Origin of the sequence: Nitrosomonas sp. PY1, assembly GCF_022836435.1 — a bacterium.
In the GTDB taxonomy this organism is placed as follows: Bacteria; Pseudomonadota; Gammaproteobacteria; order Burkholderiales; family Nitrosomonadaceae; genus Nitrosomonas.
The window spans coordinates 2,424,570-2,449,880 of the sequence record NZ_BQXC01000001.1; the positions used below are offsets into that span (position 1 = coordinate 2,424,570).

At 44.3% G+C, this 25,311-nt stretch carries 19 protein-coding genes and 1 riboswitch; of the genes, 3 read left to right on the forward strand and 16 right to left on the reverse strand.

Annotated features, from left to right (window positions below):
* Positions 1 to 47: 47 nt before the first annotated feature.
* The 3 genes from W03_RS11275 to W03_RS11285 all read right to left on the reverse strand — a co-directional run bounded on the left by W03_RS11275 (position 48) and on the right by W03_RS11285 (position 7,220).
* Entirely contained in the window at positions 48 to 458 is a 411-nt protein-coding gene (locus W03_RS11275) for a nitrosocyanin (protein WP_244073376.1), read from the reverse strand.
* 265 nt (positions 459 to 723) lie between these two features.
* A complete protein-coding gene (locus W03_RS11280; RefSeq protein WP_244073377.1) occupies positions 724 to 6,294 on the reverse strand; it encodes a CHAT domain-containing protein in 5,571 nt (1,856 codons plus the stop codon).
* Between the two features lie 296 nt (positions 6,295 to 6,590).
* Positions 6,591 to 7,220, reverse strand: a complete 630-nt coding sequence (locus W03_RS11285; protein WP_244073379.1) for a hypothetical protein — start codon at positions 7,218 to 7,220, stop codon at positions 6,591 to 6,593.
* 236 nt (positions 7,221 to 7,456) lie between these two features.
* Between W03_RS11285 and W03_RS11290 the strand changes: the two genes are divergently transcribed.
* The gene (locus W03_RS11290) at positions 7,457 to 10,837 is read left to right on the forward strand and encodes a M20/M25/M40 family metallo-hydrolase (RefSeq protein WP_244073380.1); all 3,381 of its coding nucleotides are present in this window, start codon (positions 7,457 to 7,459) and stop codon (positions 10,835 to 10,837) included.
* Positions 10,838 to 10,885: 48 nt separating this feature from the next.
* Here the strand turns inward: W03_RS11290 and W03_RS11295 are convergent, their stop codons facing one another.
* The 7 genes from W03_RS11295 to W03_RS11325 form a co-directional block, all read right to left on the reverse strand.
* Positions 10,886 to 11,821, reverse strand: a complete 936-nt coding sequence (locus W03_RS11295) for a carbohydrate kinase family protein (RefSeq protein WP_244073382.1) — start codon at positions 11,819 to 11,821, stop codon at positions 10,886 to 10,888.
* An 18-nt stretch (positions 11,822 to 11,839) separates the two neighbouring features.
* Positions 11,840 to 13,291: an aminomethyl-transferring glycine dehydrogenase subunit GcvPB gene (gene gcvPB, locus W03_RS11300; protein ID WP_244073384.1), complete on the reverse strand. Its 1,452-nt coding sequence runs from the start codon at positions 13,289 to 13,291 to the stop codon at positions 11,840 to 11,842.
* Between the two features lie 41 nt (positions 13,292 to 13,332).
* Entirely contained in the window at positions 13,333 to 13,836 is a 504-nt protein-coding gene (gene tpx, locus W03_RS11305; RefSeq protein ID WP_244073386.1) for a thiol peroxidase, read from the reverse strand.
* Positions 13,837 to 13,871: 35 nt separating this feature from the next.
* Entirely contained in the window at positions 13,872 to 15,224 is a 1,353-nt protein-coding gene (gcvPA, locus tag W03_RS11310) for an aminomethyl-transferring glycine dehydrogenase subunit GcvPA (RefSeq protein ID WP_244073387.1), read from the reverse strand.
* Positions 15,225 to 15,288: 64 nt separating this feature from the next.
* Positions 15,289 to 15,678, reverse strand: coding sequence for a glycine cleavage system protein GcvH (gcvH, locus tag W03_RS11315; protein WP_244073389.1), 390 nt, complete (start codon positions 15,676 to 15,678; stop codon positions 15,289 to 15,291).
* A gap of 41 nt (positions 15,679 to 15,719) precedes the next feature.
* Positions 15,720 to 16,811: a glycine cleavage system aminomethyltransferase GcvT gene (gene gcvT / locus W03_RS11320; protein ID WP_244073390.1), complete on the reverse strand. Its 1,092-nt coding sequence runs from the start codon at positions 16,809 to 16,811 to the stop codon at positions 15,720 to 15,722.
* Between the two features lie 42 nt (positions 16,812 to 16,853).
* A riboswitch (glycine riboswitch) is annotated at positions 16,854 to 16,956 on the reverse strand.
* A 182-nt stretch (positions 16,957 to 17,138) separates the two neighbouring features.
* Positions 17,139 to 18,245, reverse strand: coding sequence for an NADH:flavin oxidoreductase/NADH oxidase (locus W03_RS11325; protein WP_244073392.1), 1,107 nt, complete (start codon positions 18,243 to 18,245; stop codon positions 17,139 to 17,141).
* A gap of 199 nt (positions 18,246 to 18,444) precedes the next feature.
* Between W03_RS11325 and W03_RS11330 the strand changes: the two genes are divergently transcribed.
* Positions 18,445 to 18,735 (forward strand): ferritin-like domain-containing protein, encoded by a 291-nt coding sequence (locus tag W03_RS11330; protein ID WP_244073394.1) that lies wholly within the window; start codon positions 18,445 to 18,447, stop codon positions 18,733 to 18,735.
* A 187-nt stretch (positions 18,736 to 18,922) separates the two neighbouring features.
* Here W03_RS11330 and W03_RS11335 read toward each other — a convergent pair whose 3' ends face one another.
* Positions 18,923 to 20,020, reverse strand: coding sequence for a TIGR03032 family protein (locus W03_RS11335; RefSeq protein WP_244073396.1), 1,098 nt, complete (start codon positions 20,018 to 20,020; stop codon positions 18,923 to 18,925).
* A 62-nt stretch (positions 20,021 to 20,082) separates the two neighbouring features.
* On the reverse strand, positions 20,083 to 22,077 hold the full coding sequence (locus tag W03_RS11340) for an integrin alpha (RefSeq protein ID WP_244073398.1): 1,995 nt from the start codon (positions 22,075 to 22,077) through the stop codon (positions 20,083 to 20,085).
* Positions 22,078 to 22,633: 556 nt separating this feature from the next.
* Here W03_RS11340 and W03_RS11345 point away from each other — a divergent pair.
* On the forward strand, positions 22,634 to 23,005 hold the full coding sequence (locus W03_RS11345; RefSeq protein ID WP_244073399.1) for a hypothetical protein: 372 nt from the start codon (positions 22,634 to 22,636) through the stop codon (positions 23,003 to 23,005).
* Positions 23,006 to 23,215: 210 nt separating this feature from the next.
* Here W03_RS11345 and W03_RS11350 read toward each other — a convergent pair whose 3' ends face one another.
* The 4 genes from W03_RS11350 to W03_RS11365 form a co-directional block, all read right to left on the reverse strand.
* The gene (locus tag W03_RS11350) at positions 23,216 to 23,872 is read right to left on the reverse strand and encodes an NYN domain-containing protein (RefSeq protein WP_244073401.1); all 657 of its coding nucleotides are present in this window, start codon (positions 23,870 to 23,872) and stop codon (positions 23,216 to 23,218) included.
* Positions 23,873 to 24,312: 440 nt separating this feature from the next.
* On the reverse strand, positions 24,313 to 24,717 hold the full coding sequence (locus tag W03_RS11355) for a helix-turn-helix domain-containing protein (protein WP_244073403.1): 405 nt from the start codon (positions 24,715 to 24,717) through the stop codon (positions 24,313 to 24,315).
* A 50-nt stretch (positions 24,718 to 24,767) separates the two neighbouring features.
* A complete protein-coding gene (locus W03_RS11360; RefSeq protein ID WP_244073405.1) occupies positions 24,768 to 24,920 on the reverse strand; it encodes a hypothetical protein in 153 nt (50 codons plus the stop codon).
* A gap of 11 nt (positions 24,921 to 24,931) precedes the next feature.
* Positions 24,932 to 25,309, reverse strand: coding sequence for a hypothetical protein (locus W03_RS11365; protein WP_244073406.1), 378 nt, complete (start codon positions 25,307 to 25,309; stop codon positions 24,932 to 24,934).
* Between the last annotated feature and the right edge of the window lie 2 nt (positions 25,310 to 25,311).

The following is a 25,311-nucleotide window of genomic DNA, read 5'->3' on the forward strand; positions in this document are numbered from 1 at the left end:
TGTTCAAACACTATCTACGATTAATCAGCTAATCGATGTAAGGCGTTTTATTCAATGACATTCAAAGAACCAGGCAAGTGGATATTTTTAGGATGGAGTTGGCACCAAATGGTAAATGCACCTACTTTCTCAGCCACAAATGAAATCACTTTGGTTTCACCTGCTTTAATGGTCTCTTTGATTCCATATTCATCTATGGTGAACCCTTCACTGATCGGAGATTTGTTTTCTACCGTAACTTTGACTGAATCGCCTTTTTTAACTACTAAAGCTTCTGGTTCATTGAGCACGTTAAAGGCGCGAATGTTGTTTACAGTTACCCCTTCGACTTTTAATTCAGGAATTGAAGTGTCATAAGCATTCATAACAACTTTAAAATTCCGTTCGGCTGCATGTGTAACACCTGTCGCCAGCATCCCAAGAGTCGCTCCTAACAGCATGATTTTGGTTATTTTCATAGGTATTTCCTTCCCTCTCAAAAAATTATAATTTTAACAAAACAACAACTACACGCCTTGTGCATTTAGCACATAGCAACATCCACTCTAGTGTGGATGCTTACAGATGTCAACATCACATCATTCTAAAATTCAGAACAGATTCTGAGCGTTAGCCCAGCAACCTCAATTGAGCAAGATTATCAGGTTAGCGGTTGAATTTTTGCAAGCTTGCCAGGAATCCTCATGCAAAGCAAAATCTCTCCGAACCCACGTAACAGCTATATCAAACAGTAGCAGTGGAACTAAGTGCCGTGCGTATCTCTTTCAATGCCTGAATCGTTTTCTGATTATTGGATCCGGATTTTAGTTTTTTCTCCAACATGTTGATCAAGAAGCTGAGTTGTTTGCAGACAGAGTCGCGTTCTTTTGCATTGGCATTACCTTCCGTAAATGCTTGATGGTATTTCGTAATTAGCGATCTCACATTCTCTTGCATATCTGCTTGCTCAAAGCTATCTGACCAATAAGCTTGAATTAACGCGAAATCAGCAACCATGATTGCATCCCACACACAGCGATCCGACATAAACCGACCCTGAGCTATCAATAGACCTTTTGTGAGTTTTACTTGGACACCAGCATCATCCTTCTTTAATTTCCCAAGAATCATATCTACCATCAAAGCGTTCATGACAAAATAAGGATTTGGCGAATTCAATGCCTGTTGATGTTGCTCGCCCTGGTGATAGTAATGAGAAGATTTTTCCAAATATTTCGTTATTTCTTCTTCGTTCTCTCCCAGCTCCGCCAAACGCTTGTAGGCGCTTCCCATGATGCTAAGCCGCTCGCTTGTTTCACCAATTTTTAGTAGGTGTTCACCATATTCTATTGCCTTAATCAGCTCCGCTCTTTTGTTTTCTTCTTTTGCAGCGCGCACCTTGATGTTAATGAACTGCTCGACTGCACGCAATGTAGGTTTTTCTTCGTCGCTTTCACTGTGTATAGCGTCTTGGTAATACCGTATGGCTTCGGGGAACAGCTTGAAATTACCATACAATTGACCGAGGCGTTCCTGCACATTAGGTTGCTTAAACCACTCAACGGAAGATTGCTTCTGCAGTTGTTTCACTGCCTGTATAAACTTCTCGGCATCGTCCTGTGTATCCAACTGATCCAATTTAATTAATAATTCATCAGCGCAGACTGGCTCATCCAGACTCGCATCATAATACCCCGACGCGGTATCCAAATGGAAATCCGGATCTCCATAAGCCTGGTATGCGCCCCAAGTATTGGAATTTGGATATTGATTCCAGGTATCGTTACGCGCCTGCCAAACCGCATCACCGAACGATTTCCCTTTGAGCAAATAACTGTAGAATGCCTCCGCAAAAAGCGCTGCCGCCGCATCGTCTACCGGCCATCCCGCCGCAATCACGGCTCGCACGCCGCGCCGGATCAATTCGCGTGAAATACTCGCAGCAAGTTTGTGATAGGGTTGGTTAAGACGCTGATTTCCAGCGGTTTGGTCGATCTGACCGAGATAACAACAATTCAGAAAAACCAACTCGGGAATGGGATCAAGTTTGGCAATCTCTGCCGCTGTAATAAAAATCCCTCCGTTGAGCACGACACCGGCGCGCGCATCAGTAGAACCCAAAGCATTTTCATCATAGTAACCATGCCCGGCAATATGGATGATTCGATACGATGCTGCAAATAAATCGTTGAAAACTCGTATGGCATCAGCTTGATCGGGCGTTTGCTTCACCTCAAACTTTGTCTTTAATAACGCCGCAACCTTATCTGCTTCAATCTGCGCATTTTTGAGCGGTGGAAACTCGGTTGGTGTAGCCGGATTACCCAGTACATAAGCTGCATTCGTTGCGGTATCGCGGACATATGCATCGTAATCGTTCAACTCCAGTTGACGAATCATATGCATACGTATACACAGCGGTTGCTCATCCTCCGCCATTAGCTCCCAAGGATAATTCGCAGTGACATCATCGACAACCAACACGATACGATCTTGATTCAAGAGATTATTTTTCAAATCGATTGGTATCAGCAACTCGAACAGCGTTTTGGATAAATCACGCGCATGGACGGTATCCCGGGTAATCTGTTTCAACAATTGCCCCACTAATTCGGGCTGTGTCGCTTGCACCGTAGCTTCTGCACGCGCTCGATCGGAAAGCGCCAGAAATTTTAATTGGTGTGCTCCATGATTTTCTCGAATCGATTGCTGATAAGCCATCGTCATGAGTATTTCTGTCAACAACGGATCTTGTGTTTCCGGTTGCTCCAAAGCTTTGCGTAACCGGTCTTTCAGCACCGCTGGCAAGCGATGCGGCACACCAGTCGATTCTATCGGTAGCGCAGAAATAGTCCAACGCCGCCAATATCCACGGTTACTCGGAGAAGCCAAGCGTGTTTTAGATCCCTGGCCCCTAATCAGCCAAGGGGTAACAGTAAGCTGCACACCCAATTCATCCTTAAAACGATCTTTCAATCGATTCGTTGCTTTTACGGCATCAACCGCAGTATCCAGATACAACTCAACAAACTCGATATGTGCAATATAGGGGGCTGTTTCATCTTTTTCTAACAATGTCCGATTAGCCAATACGATGCCACGCACAATGGCATTCACGGAGTCTTCCACGGCAATGTTGCTGGATGTGTTCGACCCAATCAATAGACTGCAGATAGTCAATCCATCACTATCCGCTTGATTGATTTTATCTCGGCATTGCGCCGCGTGTAAGGCATATTCCAACCCTGCTTGTTGGACAACCTGTGTTAAACGGGTCGGTGTGAGTTCTCCCCATCGGCCCAGCCCAATTACGATTGCACCATGCTGAATCGCTTGATTCCGTTGGAATTGATTTTGCTGTGCCAGCGCTATCGCTACCGTTCCAATTCGACCGGGATAACGTCCAAGACGATAGCGTTCCGACAATGCGCCCCCCACTAAGTTGTCCACCACTTTTTCCGGTCCCGCAATGGTATCGCTTTCGTAATGGCTGACCATGATAGGATGTTGCGTATGATTAAGATCTCCATGACGAACGAATACCCCGAGTGCGCGAGTAAGTCCGGAATGCGAGGTTAGCTTGGTACGTCGTCCCAACAATCCTGATTCAAAGGATTCTGGGGTCGGGTATAGCACCTGCTCAGGCGTAACATCGAAGGTTTCTTCGAAACCACGCGATATAGGGGGTGACATAGGTAATAAAGTCGTTTCCCCTTGTTCCAATAATTCACGATAAGCTGGAAACGCTGCACTGTAAGATGACAAATCGCCGTGTTCCGCTTCCGCATACCACATCGGCACGTTCGGCAAACGTCCAGATTCATAGGTTACGCGACCATCCCCGGCTGTCGTGGCTTGAAATACTAACTTGTTCGATTCGATTCTCACCCCACTCAGCGTACGCGATGCCTGGCCTGCGACATACCGAATGCATTCCACATGGGGAATTTCTTCATGCAAATCTTCCACTGCCGACTTGGCGGCACTCAGATCTTTATCTCCCAATTGCACTTCTGATGGTGCACAACGCGACAACTTATTCCATTCTGCCAGCGTGAAATAGGACCATTGATTGTTGTCTCTAGGCAGCAATTCAAGCGCACCTTGGAATTGAGCTATGATTTCAACCACTTCTTTCAACGAGTGGTCAAAATCCAAGAAAGCCAAATGCTTGACCGTCTTGGCAACACCCGCCAGCGACGCTACCATATCGAACGAGCCGTGATTTGGCGTACCCAACATCAACACACGCGCACCTTTGCGCTGGCATAAGATATCCCAAAGATCGGGAAAATCTTGAATGAAACGACGCACAACCAGCCCCCCCATGCTGTGAGCAACAAACCGAACAGGTTGATCAGTTCGGTTTACGGCTTTATCAACCTCCTTAGCGAGTAATGCAGCGGCTTGCTTAATGGAGCGACGCCAGTCATAACCAAAAGGAATCACTTCATGCGAATCTGAGAGTGTTGAACAAAGCTGGCGATAATACGAGCCAACGAGCCCTGTTACGGTCACTGCTGGCGCGTTGATAGTCAACTTATCCAAACCACCCAGGGAAAGCCGTAGATAGTTCAACCAAACATCGGTGTCGTCCGCTTTTAATTCCGAGCCCATGATACCTGGCAATACAAACACGACTGGCTGCTTGGATCCGCTGCGCTTTTGCATGGCACGTAGCGTAGGCACAAGTTCAACCTTGCCTTCTTCCAGCGAACGAAACTCCGGTGGCCAATCGGAATTCGATTTATTCAAAGCCTGGACAATCAAGCGCCGTGTACGGGTATTGTCGAAGTAACGAAAATGAGAAACATCAGCACCCTTGTCAAAGATATATTGAGCGGATTCAGCGCGTCTCATGCCATGAAGCATAGAATCTGTATTGACTACCAAATCGTTGTCGCTATTTTCATAAATAAACGTATCCGAAATGAAAACACCCAAGCGTTTTAACCAACCCGATCCTTCGATATCTCCGGCAATCACGCCCAGATCTCCGGCTGCCTGAATCTCAGGATCATTCAACAACGCTACCAATGGCGATGATGGAATCATCGCTTCGATTCCGGGAATTTGCGTTGAGTCCCAACGTTGTTTGATGGCTTCTAAGGTAATACGTTTGATTACTTGATAGATCGGCGACTGTCCCAAAAAAGGGATCAAGCCGATCAAACTGGTAACGATAGAAAGAAATTGATCGGAATTTTCGGAAGCGAGCAGCGTTCCTCGCGAAGGACATGCAACACGAATCAGTCTTTTGATTCGGAACGCTTTGCTCTTCAGTATCTTGGCAAGTTCTGCAAGCTGTTCACGGTCATACTCGTCGATCACTTTAAACAAATCCTGGCGTCGATCGTAGCGATTCAATGCACTCGCCGAGAGGTTCTGAAGACATAATAATTCAGCCACTAGCCCGCCACGCGAATGAGACACGATCGATAAGTTGGCGCCTTCAGGCAGTGCTTTCGCGAGCATCAATGCGTTTTCAATGGGACTCACACTCAAGGTTGGATGTTCTAACGCATAAATCTCTTCAGCAAAAGCTTGTGTCAGTATTTTCCATTCTGAATCAGCCGCATCCTCTTGCAGAGCTCCAAAGCTGCCTTGTGTCGACGAACCTGTTCCATGAATAAACAACAATATCGGTTTTTCTACAGTAATGGACTCAGGCTTGACTAAACGGTCTTCTTTTTTTGAGGCTTTTCTCCAACGGTACAGTCCGGGTGCATTATTTGTGAAAGCCTTTTGTTCAATTAGCCACACAATCAACTTTGCAGCCAATTGCCCGCCCAATTGATCAAATGTTTTAAAGCCATACTTACTGATCCAGTCCGGCCAATTTTTTAGGTTTTTGGCTGTTTTGAAAATTTCATCTGCTTCAAGACGGAGCACTTGAACCACTCGAGCTTTCACATCACTCACCATGCCACGGCTGGTCACTTGATTGTTCAAAACAGGATTAATTTTTAATTCTGTTGACTGAACGCCAGTACCCATAATGCGCTGCTGCTGTTCCTGATAAGCAGCCACCGATATCCAGATCGAGATACCGGAATCTAAAACAAACTCGATGATGTCATCCGTTTGTACTTCCTGCTTAGAAAGCTCAGATTGGCTTTCACGAGCCAACGACGAAACATCAAATACACCAAGCACTTTCACCTTACTTAGCAATTGCGTATCGACTGTATTTTCATTCTGGTACTGGACAATCGCCCCGTTCCTAGCAATAGCTTTCGCAGCCTCTACCTCTAACAAGGTCGATTCTCCAGATTTGAGTAAGTTTTTACCGGGTATAAGCAATTGAATCGACATGTTATCGCCTCAAATTCAAATGTAACTTAAAATATTCTGCATTCACTACCATCCGCATAGTAGTTATACTTTCGCAATCTTCTTCCAGTATATTCCACAGCCCTATCGCATAGTAATTTTAGTGTCATTTCTGTTCGATAAGACTTCTACGCCAACGCTCTTAAAAATAACTGATGAAAAGGGATAAAGTGTTTCGGAGATTAAATTTAATACTTTTCACATCGTGCTCCTTTACTTGGCCATTCCCATTTTATTTCTCGCACTTATGCACTTTCAATACATGCCTCTACTTGCAACTATTTGCCAGTAGTTGGTGTAATTGGCGGAGCTGATTGAGCCGTTGTATTCGATTCTTTCTTTTGATCCTTCTGTTGATTATTCAGCTCTGGCGGAGTGGCTGGCGTTGGTGAACCAGTTGTATCCGCTTTAATATTAGCCAGGTGAGGAATTTCAGCATTAATAAGCTTTTCTGCTGACTCTAGTAGTTCTTTATACTTAGTTTTGTACTCTGCTGCATCGATTTGACCATTCAAATAGGCATTACACAAATGGAACGCGCCGTCTCTATAAAGCTGTAACCCTTGGGAGCGATAAAAAAGTTGTTTTGCAACGGACGAAACTGCAGTCGCTAACTTAGCTTGCACTTCAACATTGCCACTGCTTCCCGATAAAGCTGCTGATAATGACGAAGCTATGTTATCTGCGGCATCGGGTGGCGGCTCGGCACAAAATTTACCGTCTTCATATTTGACAATAGCCAAGCGCCTTTGAGCAACGGTTGCAAGCGTTCCAATCCTTTTGTCATTGGGGTTTGCAATATCACGTCCAACCTTATCTTCAATAACCGGAACAGACTGAGGAGGCGAAAAGAATGCGCATCCACTTACCATACTCACAAGAACTCCTGAAACGATCAGCTTTTTCATTATCTTTCCTTAAAAAATATCCAATAAAAAAATGCATCCATCTTTGATCGTACTATCGATAGCCTTGCGATGAATGTGATTATTGTCACTGATCGACTGTATTCAATGCTCACAGATAATTCGGCTCACTTCGCCAATCTGGCGCATCATCCATTAGAATGATGGGTATTTAAGTCCTGTAAACTTAGCTTTATATTTCTAATTCCAACGCTTAATGCTGCATTATTGAAAATTTTATGAAATCATTGCTTCGTATCCACTTCGTTTTATTCAGCGCTCTGTTTTTTCTCTTTAGCATGGGAGCATTAGCCTCCCCTGAAACCTTTCATCACCAGATGCACATTGTTTTATCTCCCAATACTTCTGAGATTGATGTCAAAGATCGCATTACTATTCCGGAAAGCATGCAAAATCAGCAAGCTTCCGTAAAACTAGATTTCATCTTGCATCAAGATCTGGCGATCAAGGCAGTACAAGGCGCTAACATTGAACCGCGGGAAACCAGCACTACGGCGCGTTTACATCCGAGTCTAATGAAACGCTATACCGTAACGTTGCCACCTCAAGCTAAGGATTTTGCTTTACAGTTTCAAGGAAAAATCCATCACCCGGTACAACAACCAGGAGAGGAATATGCGCGCAGCTTTAGCTACACACCCGGCACAATTTCACCCGAAGGCGTGTTTCTAGCCAACTCTACGGCTTGGTATCCTCAGTTTAATGAAGGCTTGGTATCATTTAAATTGGACATACAAACTCCGGTTGATTGGCATGTCGTCAGCCAAGGTGTTTTGCTGCAAGAGAACCAGTCCGATTCGACGCAATACACCGTTTGGGAAGAAACGCATCCACAAGACGATATCTACATCGTCGCAGGACGCTATCAACGCTACACACAATCATCCGGTCAACTGGACGCCATGGTTTATCTGCGCAGCCCCGATCCCGCACTAGCAGCAAAATATTTGGACGTCACCGCGCAATACATTGCGATGTATAACAAGCTGCTAGGCCCTTATCCGTATCGTAAATTTGCACTAGTGGAAAATTTCTGGGAAACCGGTTACGGGATGCCATCTTTCACATTGCTGGGTTCGAAAGTAATTCGGTTGCCTTTTATTTTGCATTCCTCGTATCCACATGAAATTTTGCATAACTACTGGGGCAATGGCGTATTCGTCGACTATACCCAAGGTAATTGGTCGGAAGGCTTGACTGCTTATCTTGCCGATCATTTGATCAATGAACAAAAAGGCAAGGGTGAGGAGTACCGGCGCGATGTATTACAAAAATATGCTGATTTTGTCGGCAAAGAAAAAGACTTCCCTGTTGCGCAATTCGTTTCGCGACACAGCGCCAGTTCGGAAGCAGTGGGTTATGGGAAAACCATGTTATTTTTCCATATGCTGCGTCAGGAATTAGGTGATGAAATATTTGTGAACGCTTTGCGAAAGTTTTACCAGCAATTTAAATTCAAGCAAGCTACCTTTAAGGATTTACAGACAACATTCAGCACCATCGCCGGCAAAGAACTCGCGCAATCCTTTACGCAATGGATAGAATACCCCGGCGCACCCGACTTAAAGCTTTCACACGTAAGATCAAAACGAACAAATGATGGATACGTACTGACAGCGCAATTGGAGCAAGTGCAACCCGGTCAACCCTATCAGTTACGCATCCCTATTGCAGTTACCTTGGAAGGTGAAAATCAAGCAATTCAATCGCAAATAGATTTGCAGCAAAAAATGCAAACAATCCAATTGCACTTTCACGCTCGTCCTGTGCGCATCGATATCGATCCACAGTTCGACATATTTCGGCGCTTAGACAATCGCGAAATTCCCGCAGCCCTATCGCAGGGCTTTGGCGCAGAAAAACCTCTACTAATATTGCCCGCCCAAGCAAGCCAGCCGATACTGCAAGCTTATCGCTCATTGGCAGAAAATTGGCAAAAAACCCAATCAGGTGATATCGAGATAGTGCTTGACGAAACAGTCTCCGAATTACCATCCGACCGAACTATCTGGATTATGGGTTGGCAAAACAGATTCCGTTCAGAAGTACTAGCAGCGGCAAAGCAACATGGTATTTCCTATGAATCCTCAGATTTAAAATTGAATCAGCAGATCTATCCATCAACTGAACACGCCATTGTAGTCACAGCGCGACAACCCGGCAATTCAGATAAAACCTTGCTGTGGGTGGCTTCCGATCACCCTCGATCGATTGCACAACTGGCAAGTAAATTACCGCATTACCGTAAATATAGTTATCTTGTATTTAAACATGATGACGAATTGACCAACATCCATAAAGGTCAATGGGCAATCACGCAATCGCCGTTAACACAGTGGATAGACCCACAAGAAACTAACCAACCACACCACATCGGCACCTTAAAACCGCGTCGCGCACTCGCCGAATTACCACCCGTATTTTCTGAAAGCCGAATGCTGGAAGACATTCGGCATTTGGCAGATGAATCATTGAAAGGGCGCGAACTCGGCAGTCCAGAGTTGGATATGGCAGCTTCCTACATCGCTGAACAATTTCAAAAAATCGGCTTATTGCCTGGTGGCGATGAAAACGGTTATTTCCAAATTTGGCAACAATCCGTTGGCGAACCCAAAGGAACCATTACCCTGCGCAATATCATTGGCATTTTGCCCGGTACCAATCCACAGCTGGCTGGACAAAGCTTGGTTGTTGGCGCACATTACGATCACTTGGGTATCGGTTGGCCGGACGCCCGTGCCGGGAATCAAGGAAAAATACATTCGGGAGCGGACGATAATGCCAGCGGTGTTGCCGTAATGCTCGAATTAGCACGTCATATTGTGCCAAAATGGCAACCGGAACGCAGCGTCATTTTTGTTGCTTTTACTGGAGAAGAGGCTGGATTACTGGGTTCTCGTCATTATCTTACTCAGACAAAAAAATATCCTGCCGATAAAATCACCGCAATGTTGAATCTAGACACCGTCGGAAGACTGAACAACAGTCCAGTCACGGTTTTTGGCACGGGTTCTGCGCGAGAATTGGCACATATTTTCCGCGGCGCAAGTTTTGTTACAGGCATTCCAGTAAACACTGTACCGGATGATTTTGGTTCCAGTGATCAAGCTGCATTCATTCGAGCCGGCATACCGGCAATACAACTATTTGCCACAGCGCACGAGGATTACCATACGCCTGGTGATACCATCGATAAAATAGACGCTGCCGGTTTGGTTAAGGTGGCAGCAATCCTCAAAGAAGGTGTTGAATATCTGGCCAATCGCATTGAACCACTGACTATCGCTTTACCATCCCGAACTAATGAATCAAAAACTACACCATCACAGGGTAAACGCAAAGCCAGTCTGGGTACCGTTCCCGATTTTTCATATTCAGGCCCAGGTGTTCGAATCGATGATGTAATACCAAACTCACCTGCACAACTCGCACAGTTGCAAAAAGGCGACATCCTGTTAAAACTTGCAGGACAATCCATTAGCAATCTAGCCAATTACTCTGCTGTATTAAAAACATTGACTCCAGGACAAACCGTGGAATTGCAATACCAGCGGGACAGTCAGTTAAAAACCGTTGAAGCCACACTGGTTGAACGTTAAAGGGAGTTTTCTAGAAGCCGACAATACGATTCGAAAAGTAAAACAAAATCAAAGAACACGAGTGCCAAAATTTTCAAAATAAGCCTGATCGACTTCTTCGCGGGTAAATTGATGATTTTGCCCGCCACGATAAGCAATCTTCAAGGAACCCAACAGCGAGCCTAACCGCCCAGTAGCCTGCCAATCCAAGCCTTTGACAATACCGTATAACAAGCCGGCGCGATAAGCGTCACCACAACCGGTTGGATCGACAATTTCACTAGGCTCGACGCAAGGAATCTCGATTTTTTTACCACCCACATAAATCACCGAGCCGCTTGCACCCAAAGTAATAATGAACACTTTATCTTTGTTTACCAAAGACTCGAGTTTGCAACCGGTACGATCTTGCAACAACTGCGCCTCATAATCGTTTACCGCAATGTAATTCGCTTGCTGTATAAAATTCAGTAGCTCATTCCCGTCATACATTGGCAATCCCTGCCCTGGATCAAACATGAACGGGATGCCCATTTCGTGGAATTCTCTGGCGTGTTGCATCATACCGTCCCGCCCGTCTGGAGCCACGATGCCAAGACGAATTTCACGACTATCTTTGACGGAATTGAGATGAGAAAAATTCATTGCACCAGGATGAAATGCTGTGATCTGATTATCATCCAGATCAGTCGTAATAAACGCTTGCGCAGTATAGGTATCAGGAACTTGATAGATATACTCTTGGGATAAATTCAATTGTTCAAAACGTGTGGCATAGGAGGCATAATCATCTCCAACGGTTGCCATCATAACCGGATCACCACCCAGCATTTTCAAGTTATAGGCGATATTACCCGCACAACCACCAAAATTCCTGCGCATTTCTGGAACCAGAAAAGCCACGTTCAATACATGTATCTTTTCTGGCAGGATGTGATTCTTGAAGCGGTCTTCAAAGACCATGATATTGTCATAAGCGATCGAGCCGCAAATCAATGTACGCATGACAATGATAAACTCTGACTACGAAGGTGGATTCCAAGCGAGATCCAATTCTCGCGCAGCTTTGACATCATCCAGTTTACGCACAGGCATGGTATGCGGTGCGCCTTTGATCATATCCGGTTGCGTTTCAATCTCTTGCAGAATCTCTTTCATCGATTGGACAAAAGCATCCAGAGTTTCCTTGGATTCCGTTTCGGCCGGCTCAATCAACAAACATTCCGGCACCAGCAACGGAAAGTACGTTGTCGGCGCGTGATATCCTTTATCCAATAATCGCTTAGCCAGATTCATTGCCGTTACGCCAGTTTTATCCTTGATATCTTTCAAGGTTACAATGAATTCATGACTGGCCCGCCGTGTCGGATAAGCAATTTCAAACCCAGCTTTGCGCAACTCTGCCATTAAGTAGTTGGCATTTAAAGTAGCAAATTCCGCAATGCGGTGCATGCCATGCATACCCAGCAAACGCACATAAATATAAGCGCGCAGCAACACACCCGCATTTCCCATGTGCGCTGATAAACGACCAATAGTCTGTGGACGATCTTTTTCGGTTAACCAACGATAACGATCGCCCTCTTTAGCAACATTCGGTATCGGCAAAAATGGCAACAATCGTTCCGCCACACCTACAGGGGCAGAGCCAGGTCCACCACCACCATGCGGAGTCGAGAATGTTTTGTGTAAATTAATATGAATCACGTCAAACCCCATATCTCCTGGCTTGACCTTACCTAACACCGCATTCAAATTTGCACCATCGTAATACAATAATCCACCGGCTTGATGCACTACGCGACTCATTTCAGCTACATTTTTTTCAAACACGCCCAGTGTCGATGGATTGGTCAGCATCAACCCAGCCGTTTTCGGCCCAACAGCCGCTTTAAGTGCCGCCAGATCAACATTGCCCTCTTTATCGGTCGGAATTTCCACAACCTTGAAACCACACATCACTGCTGTCGCCGGATTGGTACCATGCGCCGCATCCGGAACAATGATTTCAGTGCGCTCAAAATCACCACGCGCTTCATGATAAGCACGAATCATCATCACACCGATCAATTCGCCTTGCGCACCAGCCATCGGAGTCAAACTTACGCCCGCCATTCCAGTGACCGATTTGAGAATTTCCTGTAATTCATAAAGACACGCCATAAAACCTTGCCCGGTATCTTCCGGTGCCAACGGATGCCGCCCCAAAAACTGCGGCAGCATCGCCAAAGAATTGCATGCGCGCGGATTGTATTTCATCGTGCACGAACCCAGTGGGTAAAATTCCGTATCGATTGAAAAATTCTTTTGCGACAAGCGAGTATAGTGGCGCACGGTATCCATTTCGGAGGCTTCTGGCAACAGTACTGGCGACTTGCGCAACAAACCTTGTGGAATCTTCGATTTGTTAGCAACTTTTTCTGGCGATTGTGAATAATTGCGACGCCCTTTGCGCGAGTGTTCAAATATCAGCATGATTGGATTGGATTGGATAAAATGGATGAGCAAATTTGTTGTTATTTATTGTTTCTCAAAGCAGTCATCGCTGCATCGTAGTTGGGTTCATCAGCGATTTCCGGTACCAATTCGGCATGAATAATCTTGTCAGACTCATCAAGAACAATCACCGCACGCGCCGTAATGCCACCAAATGGGCTATCTCCGATTAGAACACCATAATCCTTCATAAAATTAGCACCGCGCATGGTCGAAAGCGTAACTACTTTATCTAAACCTTCGGCATCGGTAAAACGACTCATGGCAAACGGCAAATCCGCAGCAATGATCAACACTGCGGTATTTTCCATATCGCTGGCTTGTTGATTAAATTTCCGGGTCGATAGCGCACATACCGGTGTATCCAAGCTTGGCACAATATTCAACACTTTTTTCTTGCCCGCAAAGTTTGCTAGTGTGACATCATTTAAATCTCTATTTACTAGGGAAAAAGCCGGTGCCTTTTGTCCTACTTTAGGAAAAGTACCTTCAATTTTAATGGGCTTGCCTTTCAATGTAACCATAATTTTTACCTCTATCGATCAGTTAGCAGAATGTATCAGCTTAAAATTTGCTTCAATGCATGCGCATATTGCTGCAAATCCGCTGAAGTTTTAGTTTCGGTAACACATACCAGTAGTGTATTACCTAGCTCAGGATAGTATCCGTGCAAATCCAATCCGCCGAGAATACCTTGTTGTTTCAACTTGGATAGCACATCAGAAACCGTTTTAGGCAATGTCAGCAAAGTTTCGTGAAAAGTCGGCGTGTCGAAAGCTCTTTTCACGCCATTTATGGATTCAAGTTGTTCGACCAGATCCAACGTATTGGCATGCGATTGTGCAGCCACCCGACGTAACCCTTCTGGTCCAATCAAAGACATATAGATAGTTGCAGCCGTCACCATCAATCCTTGGTTGGTACAAATATTCGAAGTGGCTTTGGAACGACGAATATGCTGCTCACGCGCTTGCAATGTCAACACAAACCCTTCTTTACCATCCAAATCGGTCGTGCGACCAATGATACGACCAGGCATCTGGCGCACCAGTTCATTTTTACAAGCCATGAAGCCGAAATAGGGACCGCCGCTAGAAAGAGGAATACCCAAAGGTTGGCCTTCACCCACCGCAATATCTGCGCCTTTACTACCCCATTCACCCGGTGGTTTTAACAAAGCCAGCGCAGTTGGATTAACTACGCCAATTGCAAATCCATTATTGGTATGCGCCCAATCGGTAAGCTCATCGACTCGCTCCAGCACACCAAAAAAATTGGGTTGCGGAATAACCAATGCTGCAAACTCGTCTTTACCAAACTTCGACAAAGACTCAGGTAAAACTTGCCCCGATTGAATATCAAAAGGAATTTCCAAAACTTCAATCTTTTGATTGCTGACAATCGCTCGCACAACTTGACGATAAATTGGATGAACTGTTTTCGGAATCAGGATACGACGCGACGTCTTATGAGAACGTACCGCCATCAGAGCAGCTTCCGCCAGCGCAGTTGCACCATCATACATACTGGCATTGGACACATCCATACCCGTCAATGAAGCCATCATCGACTGATATTCATACAGTAATTGCAATGTGCCCTGACTGGCTTCGGCCTGATACGGTGTATACGAAGAATAGAATTCACCGCGGGTGGTTATCTGCCACACAGCCGCAGGAATATGATGTTCGTAAGCGCCGGCTCCAATAAAATTTTGATAAAAACCGTCTTTGTTGGCACGTTCCATCATCAATCGGGTAATTTCCATCTCGCTCAAACCGGCAGGAACACCCGTTAACTGGCCACTGACTAATTCCTTTGGAATTTCATCAAACAGTTCTTCAATTGTCTTTGCGCCAATGCTGTCGAGCATTTCGGCGACATCTTCTTCAGTATGTGGAATAAACGGCATAATGTATTAATAAGGATAAATTGATACTCAAGCAAACATAGATGCTACGTTGGCCTTAATAGGATTAGTGTTCTTCGTTTTCCACCAATTCAGTATAAGCCGAGGCGCTCAATAAACCGTCAAGTTCTGAAGGGTTGCTCGGTTTGATTTTAAAAAGCCAAGCTGAAAAAGCGTCTTCATTAATTTTTTCAGGTGTATCCGCTAAAGGTGAATTAACTGCAACAACTTCACCAGAGATCGGTGCGTAAACATCTGCGGCGGCTTTAACCGATTCAGCTACTGCACACTCCTCTTTTTGCCTCAAAGTGCGACCGACTTCGGGTAACTCAATAAACACCATATCTCCCAACAATTCTTGAGCATGGCTGGTGATTCCAACCGTCACGGTACCATCATTTTCGGATTTGACCCACTCGTGGGATTTACTATATTTTAAATCTGCGGGAACTTGCATTTATGACTCCAGGTTAAAGGTAATAGTTTGTCGTTATCGAATTAAATCAGCACTTTTCCGTTACGTACGAAAGGATATTTTACCACTTTAGCACGCAGCTTTTTATCGCGCACGACGACATCCACTTCGTCACCAACTGAAACTGCAATGGGCACACGCGCTAAAGCAATCGATTGATTCATTGTGGGTGAAAAACCACCACTCGTGATTTCCCCTTGATGTTCCACGTCGTCGCGCCGCATCACCACCTGTTGATGGCTGCGCAACACACCACGATCTAACAGCGCCAATCCGACAAGATGATGCGTGATTGGAGTATCTGATAACGCCTGCTTGCCGATAAAGTCACGATCCGCTTTCAAATCAACCGTCCAGGCCAAACCTGACTCCATCGGATGCTTGGTTTCATCCATATCCTGGCCGTATAAATTCATACCGGCCTCCAAGCGCAATGTATCTCGCGCGCCCAATCCAGCAGGTGCAACACCGACAGCATGTAAAGCTTGCCAGAATTTCGGCGCTTCAGCAGCCGGTAAAATAATCTCAAAACCATCCTCTCCAGTATAGCCGGTGCGAGCAATAAAATACGAACCCACTTCAACCGATTGGAATTGTTTTAATGTTTCGGTAGCAACTTGCGATCCAGCAATTACTTGCCAGACTTTTTCACGAGCGTTGGGGCCTTGTACCGCAATCATCGCCAAATCTCGGCGCGGTATAATTTCCAAGTCAGTCGCATAATCATCACGCTGTTTTTGTATCCAAGCAACGTCTTTATCCGCAGTACCGGCATTAACTACGATTCGAAACCACGTCTCGGATAAAAAATAAATGATCAGATCGTCAATAATACCGCCCTGTGGCGTCAGCATGCAGGAATAAAGTGCTTTGCCTGGAACAGTCAGTTTATCAACATTATTAGCGACCAACCGACGCAAAAAATCCCGAACATGATTACCTTTGATATCTACCGGTAACATATGTGACACGTCAAACATACCGGCATCCTGGCGTACTTTATGATGCTCATCAAGCTGCGAACCATAGTGCAGCGGCATATCCCAGCCACCAAAATCCACCATTTTGGCGTTCATGTCACGATGGGTTTGATTAAGAGGTGTCGTTTTTAACACGGATTATTCTCCCGAAAAATAAAAAGTCATTACGCTATGACGTAACGCCCCTCTGTCCTTTTTACCTGAGAGATTAGCAAATGATTATCTGCGTGCCCCTTCGGTGGCCAGAAATATATTCTCGGCACTCTCCAGATTGCCTCTTCTGAACGGTTTTTACGGAACGAAACATCGTACCTACCTGAGCGATTCCGGGGGGTTACGCCTTCGGCGGTGCTAAAATAAATACAGCACGCTCTTCTGTTCAGATGGAAATAGCAAAACGCGAACTATACCTTAAGAACAGTGGTTTATTCAAGATGATAAGAAAAACTTTATCCTAAATAACTAGGCATTACGCATGTGATAACGCTCCAGCCAGAATTTGTACTGATCAGGAAGTATTTGTTCAGGCTGTTTAATACCAAGATCGAGAGCTGCTCTGTAAGCCCAATGTGGGTTTGCCAAATGCGCACGACCAACGAATACGATATCCAGGTCTCCATTACGAATAGAAGCATCGGCAAGTGAAGGCGTATCAAAGCCCCAGGCTGATCCGACAGGTATACAGGCTTCTTCTTTTATACGTCTAGCGTAAGGCGCCAGGAAGGCCGGCCCCCAAGGAATTTTTGCTTTGGGTGTTGTAAAACCTATGCTTACGCTCATAAAATCAAGACCATCCTCTTTGAATTTTCTTGTCAAACTAATTGCTTCCTGAAGTGTTTCTTCATCGTGACCATCGAATTCCAGCACACCAAAACGCATCGTAAAGGGCAGATTTTCAGGCCAAACCTTGCGCACCGCTCTCACGGTTTCCAGTAAGTACCGGCCAAGATTTCCTGCTTGCCTGCCATATTCATCGGTACGTTGATTATTGTGACGAGAAAAAAAACTCTGTGCCAGATAACCATGCGCAAAGTGTAATTCCAACCACTCATAACCAACATCCAGAGACCGCCTAGCCGCTGCTACAAAATCATTTTGCACACGGGAAATATCATCTTTTGTCATGGCTCGTGGCACACGGTTTAGCGCCTCGGTTCCAAACGAAACAGCAGAAGGTGCAATCGTTCTCCATGCATCTGGATGATCGGCAGGAATATGATCATCTCCTTCCCAGGGCTTATTTGCACTGGCCTTCATACCTGCATGGGCAATCTGAATCCCGGGAACTGCACCCGCTTTTTTAATCGACTTAGCGATTTTTGCATGCTCAATAGCTTGTTCGTCATTCCATAGTCCTGTGCAGGCATTCGTAATCCGGCCATCCGAGGAAACTCCGGTCGCTTCTACAATAACCAACCCTGCTCCACCTCTTGCAAGCCCTGAATAATGCGCAAAATGCCAGTCATTAGGCACGCCATCAATAGCAGAATACTGACACATAGGCGGCACAGCAATACGGTTGCGTAAGGTTACATCTTTTAACTTAAACGATTCAAACAAAGAACTCATCGTTTTGGTCTCTCTAATTCTAAAACTAATTCGATATACATCATGGACACCATACGTTTATCATTTATCTCTGTCCCCACATACACTCTTACTGCCATAATCTTATCCGCAACAATATCAGTATCACTAATAAATCAAGTAACGCTCATCTATTAGCGCTTTCGTATGTTACTATAAAATGAAAAATGGAGATTAAAAGATGTCTAATGAAGGTTATCATGAACCCATTGATGAGCTATCCGAAAAAACCCGTGACATGCACCGGGCAATCGTATCGTTAATGGAAGAATTGGAAGCAGTCGATTGGTACAATCAACGCGTTGATGCATGCAAGGACCCAGAACTTAAGGCCATTCTCGCGCACAATCGCGACGAGGAAAAGGAACACGCCGCCATGGTCTTGGAATGGATTCGCCGACAAGATCCCAGATTTGATCAAGAATTAAAGGATTATTTATTCACCGACAAAGAACTGGGCGGACATCATTGAACCTGATGTCTATCGGGGTTTATTTAATCTATTATCAATTGGATAAGCCAGAGTTGTAGCGAAAGAGGGAAAATATTACTAAGGTCATAGATAACCGCACTGTTTAATCTCTTAGAGTACTACACAGAAAAAAGCTAGGTTACATTCAAGCTATCCCAACCAACCCTTCTCCGTAAGGCTCACTTTGTTAATTTGAAGGTACGAGCGAATCCTCAATGTTCAGCAATCTACGGATTTCATCCGTTTTAAAGCCAAGCGCCATGGGACAGCGTATCTCCGGCAGAGCAACTACATCATAGAGTTCTCTAACAACACCCTCCATGTGAAACCAATGAACAATATCGCCAGTACGTAAATCGACCACTTGGATACCGCATCGCGCTTCGATCCGGTGCAACCTAAGATTATTGTCCAAAGCCAAGCCACTAAAGGTTCTGTTTTCGCGTGATTTGGATAAACCCACCAATGCAAAATTACCGCAAAAACTCAATCCACGCATATAGCCTGGACAAAAGCACACTGATTCGAACCGCCCAGTATTCAAATCAACATAGCCAAAATCACCAGTACCTGAGTTCAATAACCATAACTTACCTTGATGCCAGCGTGGCGAATGTGGCATCGATAACCCTGAACAAACAATTTCGTTGCGCGCAACATCCATGACGATACCGCCGTTAGCGCGATGATCACGCCAACCATCCACAACATTGCTTTGACTGATCGCAGTAACATATGCAGGTTGTCCGTCTTTCATCGCCAAACCATTCAAATGACAACGGTCTTCCGCTGCTAATTTATTGAGAAAGAACGGCTGCCATATTGGCCTAAAGCTGTGTGTATCACTTAATGTAGCTAAACAACCAAAGAGCGTATTAACGAATATCAGTCGGCCATTGCTATCCACCGCCATATCATGAATATCCAGATCGCCGGTGGTATAACCTATTTGTGGTCTATAGAGTCGATCAAAGCCATCTTGCCGCTGCCCTGCTTGCAATATGTTTTCAAACCGCCATACTTGGTACAGAGCACTCATATACAATCCGTTGCTGGTAGTACACAAGCCCATGCAACGATTAAAACTGCGCTCAAAAACAGATAAAGTGCTATCCGGTTTCAAACCGATGAAATAAACTTTTCCGATTTGGTAAGTGGTAAATGCAATCGATAGACGCTGCTCCGCCAGCCACGATAAAAACTGGCGCGAGCCATTAATCTCAAGTATTGGTGTTGGTATCGTTGCTGAAATAGCTGGGGATTGAGCGGTATCATTTGAACTCACAAGAACTCCGGTTCGGTCTATTGATTGGAATCCAGTATACAGCTGATGATAAAAATAAAAAGCTACGCAACGATTAAACCGAAATCTACCGCGACATTGACCCCCACCAGCAATTGGGCATCTGCATTCGTATAGGTATGATAACCGTTATGAATTCCTTTATCGTGCCACCCATCGTCGGTTACATGCACATAATCGCCTGTATTACCTTCGACGATGAGCTTGTTAGTGGTGTTCGACAATGCTTTTAGCTGGATTTTATTCAAAGTCAAACCATTATCGCTACCGGAAGAGCCATACAAATTAATCTTCTCAATACCTTTAATCTTGCCAGAGAAGTTCGCCAAATCCAGGTTCGCATCGACCGCAGCTATCCCTAATGTATCGCTGCCTCTACCACCATCGACCAATTTGAAATTCAAATCGCTCACGCGAATGTAGTCGTTTCCGTTACCACCCAAATAGCTATCGGCTCCACCTCGTCCGATCATAGTATCGTTGCCATTGCCCGCTTCGAAACGCTCTGCAGCAGCGGTACCGATGAGCTTGTCGCTTTTATGGGTGCCTTTTATAAGCTTTTCAGTTTCTGTATTTGCGAAATCACTGCGGCCAAAAATGACATAGCTGGTTTGTGAACTCATACTCGCCACCATCAGATCGGAAAAACCGTCTTTATTGATGTCGCCTGCTGCACTAACAGCATCTCCCGTGTTAGTCGAACCCAAACGGTCTCCAGCATTCTGTCCATCAATACGGAATCCCGCATTGCTCGCCAAATTCGCCAAATCCAACACTCCAGTAAAACCGGTAGATTTACCGAAAACGACATACACAGAACCCGAATCGGTACCATGATTATCGGCCCCTGACGCCGATATCAACACATCAGAAAAACCATCACCGTTGACATCACCAGCATTGCTGACCGAGCTTCCTAAATAGTCCCTTTCTGCCAGACCGTCCAGACGAAAACCATTGCTACCATCGAGATCGGCCAAATCGAAAGCTGCATCAAAACCAGAGGATTTACCAAACACGACATAACTCGAACCCGAATCGTAGCCATGGATATCAGCATCCGGGGCGCCGATTATCAAGTCATCAAAACCATCGCCATTGACATCACCCGCATTGCTAACCGAATTCCCTGAAAAATCCTTATCTGCCACACCGTCCAGACGAAAACCATTGCTGCCATCGAGATCGGCCGGATTGACCGTTACATCAAATGCAGAGGCTTTACCAAATATGACATAACTCGAACCCTTGGTATTACTACTCGTAGTCCAGAATTCATAAGGCGACCCGATAATCACGTCATCAAAGCCATCGCCATTCATATCTCCGACTCCGCTAACCGAAGCACCTAACGCATCACCACCCAACCCAGCAGAATCATCGCCTGTGCCTTTTACAAAAAAACCGTTAGTCCCATCCAGCGCCGGAAAATACCCACTAGAAAAAACACTTTGACCAAAAACGATTTTGCTCACACCGTTATACGCACCACCGTTATAACCTATAATGACGTCATCGATACCATCGCCATTCACATCCCCAGCACTCCTAACTTGGAAAAAATCAGATTCATTGCCGCTTCCCATTCCTACCGTATCAATCTTAATAAGGCTGTCTTTATCAGCCGGTATCGAAAATATGTCTTCCGTATTCGCACTGAATCCCGATGCCTTACCCAATACTATATAGGCGCTTATATTACTGTACGTATGACCATTCACAAGTACATCATCGAAACCATCACCATTGAAATCACCCGCGGTAGTTGCAAAATTGGAATAACTAGCACGCACCTGAAAACCATTCCCGCCATTCAAAGTAGAGGGATCAAAAACCGCATTGAATGAAGAGCTTTTACCAAAAACCACATAATTCGTAAAATATTGGTTTCCATTATTATCAGACGCATTACCACCGATTACGATATCGCCAAAACCATCGCCATTCACATCCCCAGCGTTACTAACACCATTCCCGGCGTTAGCTACCTTAAAACCGTTACGACCATTGAGCGTCGCCAAATCAAAAACTGTTGTCATATATCACTCTCTCTAAAAAAGATTGATGATCATCGAGAAACCAAATTAACACTGCACAATAAAATCTTCATCGAACGATGCTAATACTTGTCGTCACATAAAAAAATAGTTATTTCATATGAACTTAGTCCTAAGTATTCTTAGTTTTCAGTAATTGTTGTATAGGAGTTAAGTGCTGCCCGCAACGTATTGTGGTTCAATAAATTCGGATTAGAGATTGGATAGTCTAGAGCGGAGTATAGTCAGCAGATTGCACACCTATCGAAGCCGCAGGGTATGCAACTGCCAGATTGGTTTCAAGCTTTCTTGATGATACAATTTTGTCACATCAGAAAAATAAGGACTATAAACGACTTAATCACTTGTTTTATGGGAATCAGGCAACCGAAAAGTGTTATTAACCCAATGTTTAATAGATAATTAATTTTTATCTTTTTAAAACATACCAACAAAAATACCAACAAATTTTTGTGCTGTGACTCTGAGGGTTCAATTTTCAGGTAGTGATTTCATCGAATATAACGAAAGGCTGGCGAAACTTTCACCGGAGGAAATCATGACTAGCGAAACAAACAAAGCCAGTGACAATTTGAAGGTCGTCAAAGACGATATGGTTTCATTTGAAGATTACAAGGAACTTCAAAATGCCATTGAAGATATGGATGCTTTATCACAGGAAGGATTTTACCAAATCATAGCCATATCAAGGTTGATCCTAAAAAGCCTAGAAATGCCACGTAACGATCTGGAGGATATAGCCTATGCCGTCGAAACAATCAAAGGGAAAGCTCAGGAGGTTATGGGTTGCATTAATAGCGCGGCAGAAAATGTCGGCTGCCACTATAGCAACCATGAGTCGTCTAGGAAGCGTTATGAAGCCTTCCGGCAATCTTGTAAGGATGACGCACTCAACTTAAGCCAACAATAGCCGTTATAAGAAATGCGGGTAATACCGCAGTTCATATGTTTCCATACGGCAACCGGAGGGGTAATTTTTATCCTTCCGGTTCTTTATCCATCACGATCCGAAATCAACGAGTTCAAATTTACTATTTCTCGATCTCGCCATAAGGTTATTTCTTCCATTGATGTGGATCAATCCGTAGAGTAAACAAAGAAGACATTATCTTTATAATAGTCAATAATTTTGTTTGTATTTTAATGGACACGTCACAAGAATTTTTCCTGTGCTATCAACTATAGTTTCCGAAAATAAACTATTTTCCAGATGCTTTTTCTTTATACGCATTGAATTGTGGCAGGCTTCTCTAAGGGCTATAGCTTTTCCATAGCGCTTTTCTGGAATTGCAGCTGTTAATTCAAGATCTGGATGGTCTTTCTTAATCATTTGTAAGACAGGAACAATATCAGTATCAGCAGTAATAATTATGGCTTTATCAAATTCTTTCTTCCATGTACGATTCAACAGTTCTACAGCGAAATTAACATCACTCTCTTTTTCTTCGTGACCTATCCATTCTGACTTGCATTGCTTACATGAGCGAGATTTATTCTTAAATTGTCCGAGCTTAATATTCACCCCGACTGACTTAAGAGCCATAACATACTGCTTATGTCTTGCAACTGCATCAGGTAACCAAACTGCATACGCAGAAAAATAATGAATATCTGTTATCGTTTCTTTGGATTGTATGATGAGAGCGTTGACAAGCTTTTTTAAATCTAACCACTTTAGGTAATGGAGTGTTTTCTGATTTTCACGAAGCTCATCAATTGAATGATAAAGATTGAAACCATCAACAAAACAAGCCACTCGTCGTTTTTGATGTTCCATTCCTTTTTCCAAAAAAAAACCGGCAGCACAGGCCGCCGGGGCTGTGGATATCCACAGGTTGACTATCTGTCAGCACTGGCCAACAGAGCCCGTATATATAAAAATACATACGGGTCGAAACCCGTCAGCATCTGCCGACGGGGCTATCCCAATTTCTTAGGATAGGGTGACTAACGGTCACTATATATCAAGGTTTAGGATAAATCAATGCCGATAAGCTTGCACTTAAAGTACTAATCTTCAGTTTTGTTCTTGTGAATCTTGATCTATAGCTTTACATGCTAATTTGATATAATCTACTGATATAGATGATGATTATATGGTGCGTCTTTTTTGAATAAAAGCCGAAATTTCGCTCCTGAAACTCTCGCTTTCCATTGTTTGCGATTTGGTCTGAGCACGGCACTTTGATATAAACATCCAAAGATTTATCACCCCCACTACCTTGTTGATAATTGTCGCCCGCCAGCAAGTGCTCTATCACGCTTAAGATTAAAATCATTTTCGAGTTTCAACTGTGATGCATCGGTACTACCTGGTTCACTAACGTCTATTTTGCCCAATTCCAATGTTTTAAATGCAGCCGCAAGCCTGTCTTTTGCTGGTATTTCAGGATCATTTAAGCAATCCTCGATTGTTTTTAACGCCTGACCTTGTAATTGTCGCAGCTTCTCAGAATGGTAAGCTTTAATGTCATGTAAATGCTGATTGAGTTCTGCACGAAATGCAGGATCGGTGCGCCATTGACTGATTGTTTTTGGTGTCACGTCTAACGCCTCGGCTATTTCTTGGTACGCCTTGCCTTCCGCCATCATTAAAATCGCTTGCTGCTGCTTCTCATTCATAATTAACCTTCCTTAACATTAATTAACGCAATCGTTTATAAATCGCCAATCTACTTTTCAGTCAATAGCAGCATTGAGCAAATGAAAGCGATCAACAATCCTGCTAATTCATAAGCCAACACACCGCCATTATTTGTGAAAATAAAATAAACATGAAGTATCGCAGTGATTACTAAAGAAATAATTAAAATAATTTTTGTCATGGTTGTACCTGTCAGTGTTGCGTATTTGCTTCTTTTAAACCGTGAATAATCGAAAGTAATGTAAAACCATCATACCTCTCTTTTGGTATCAGCATCTCAAAGGTGTAGTGATTCTTGATTGCTATGGTCAGTATTACGCTGCTGGGGTCTATTGAAGCATCAGCAATTATGGCGCGTTGTGTCTCGGGATTTTCTGCCAGTATCGCGAGCACCTTTGCGCGTCGTTGTTCACGTTTAAGCTCTGCAATGATTGCAGGTTTATGCTCGCGTAGCCTTTTGATCAAATCCTCAGTTATTTTTTCAGGTGGAGATAGTTCGAGAAAATCGCCATCGGTCTTGATGGTAAAATTTCGGTCACGTAAGTACTCGATAATTTCAGTAGCTTCCATGT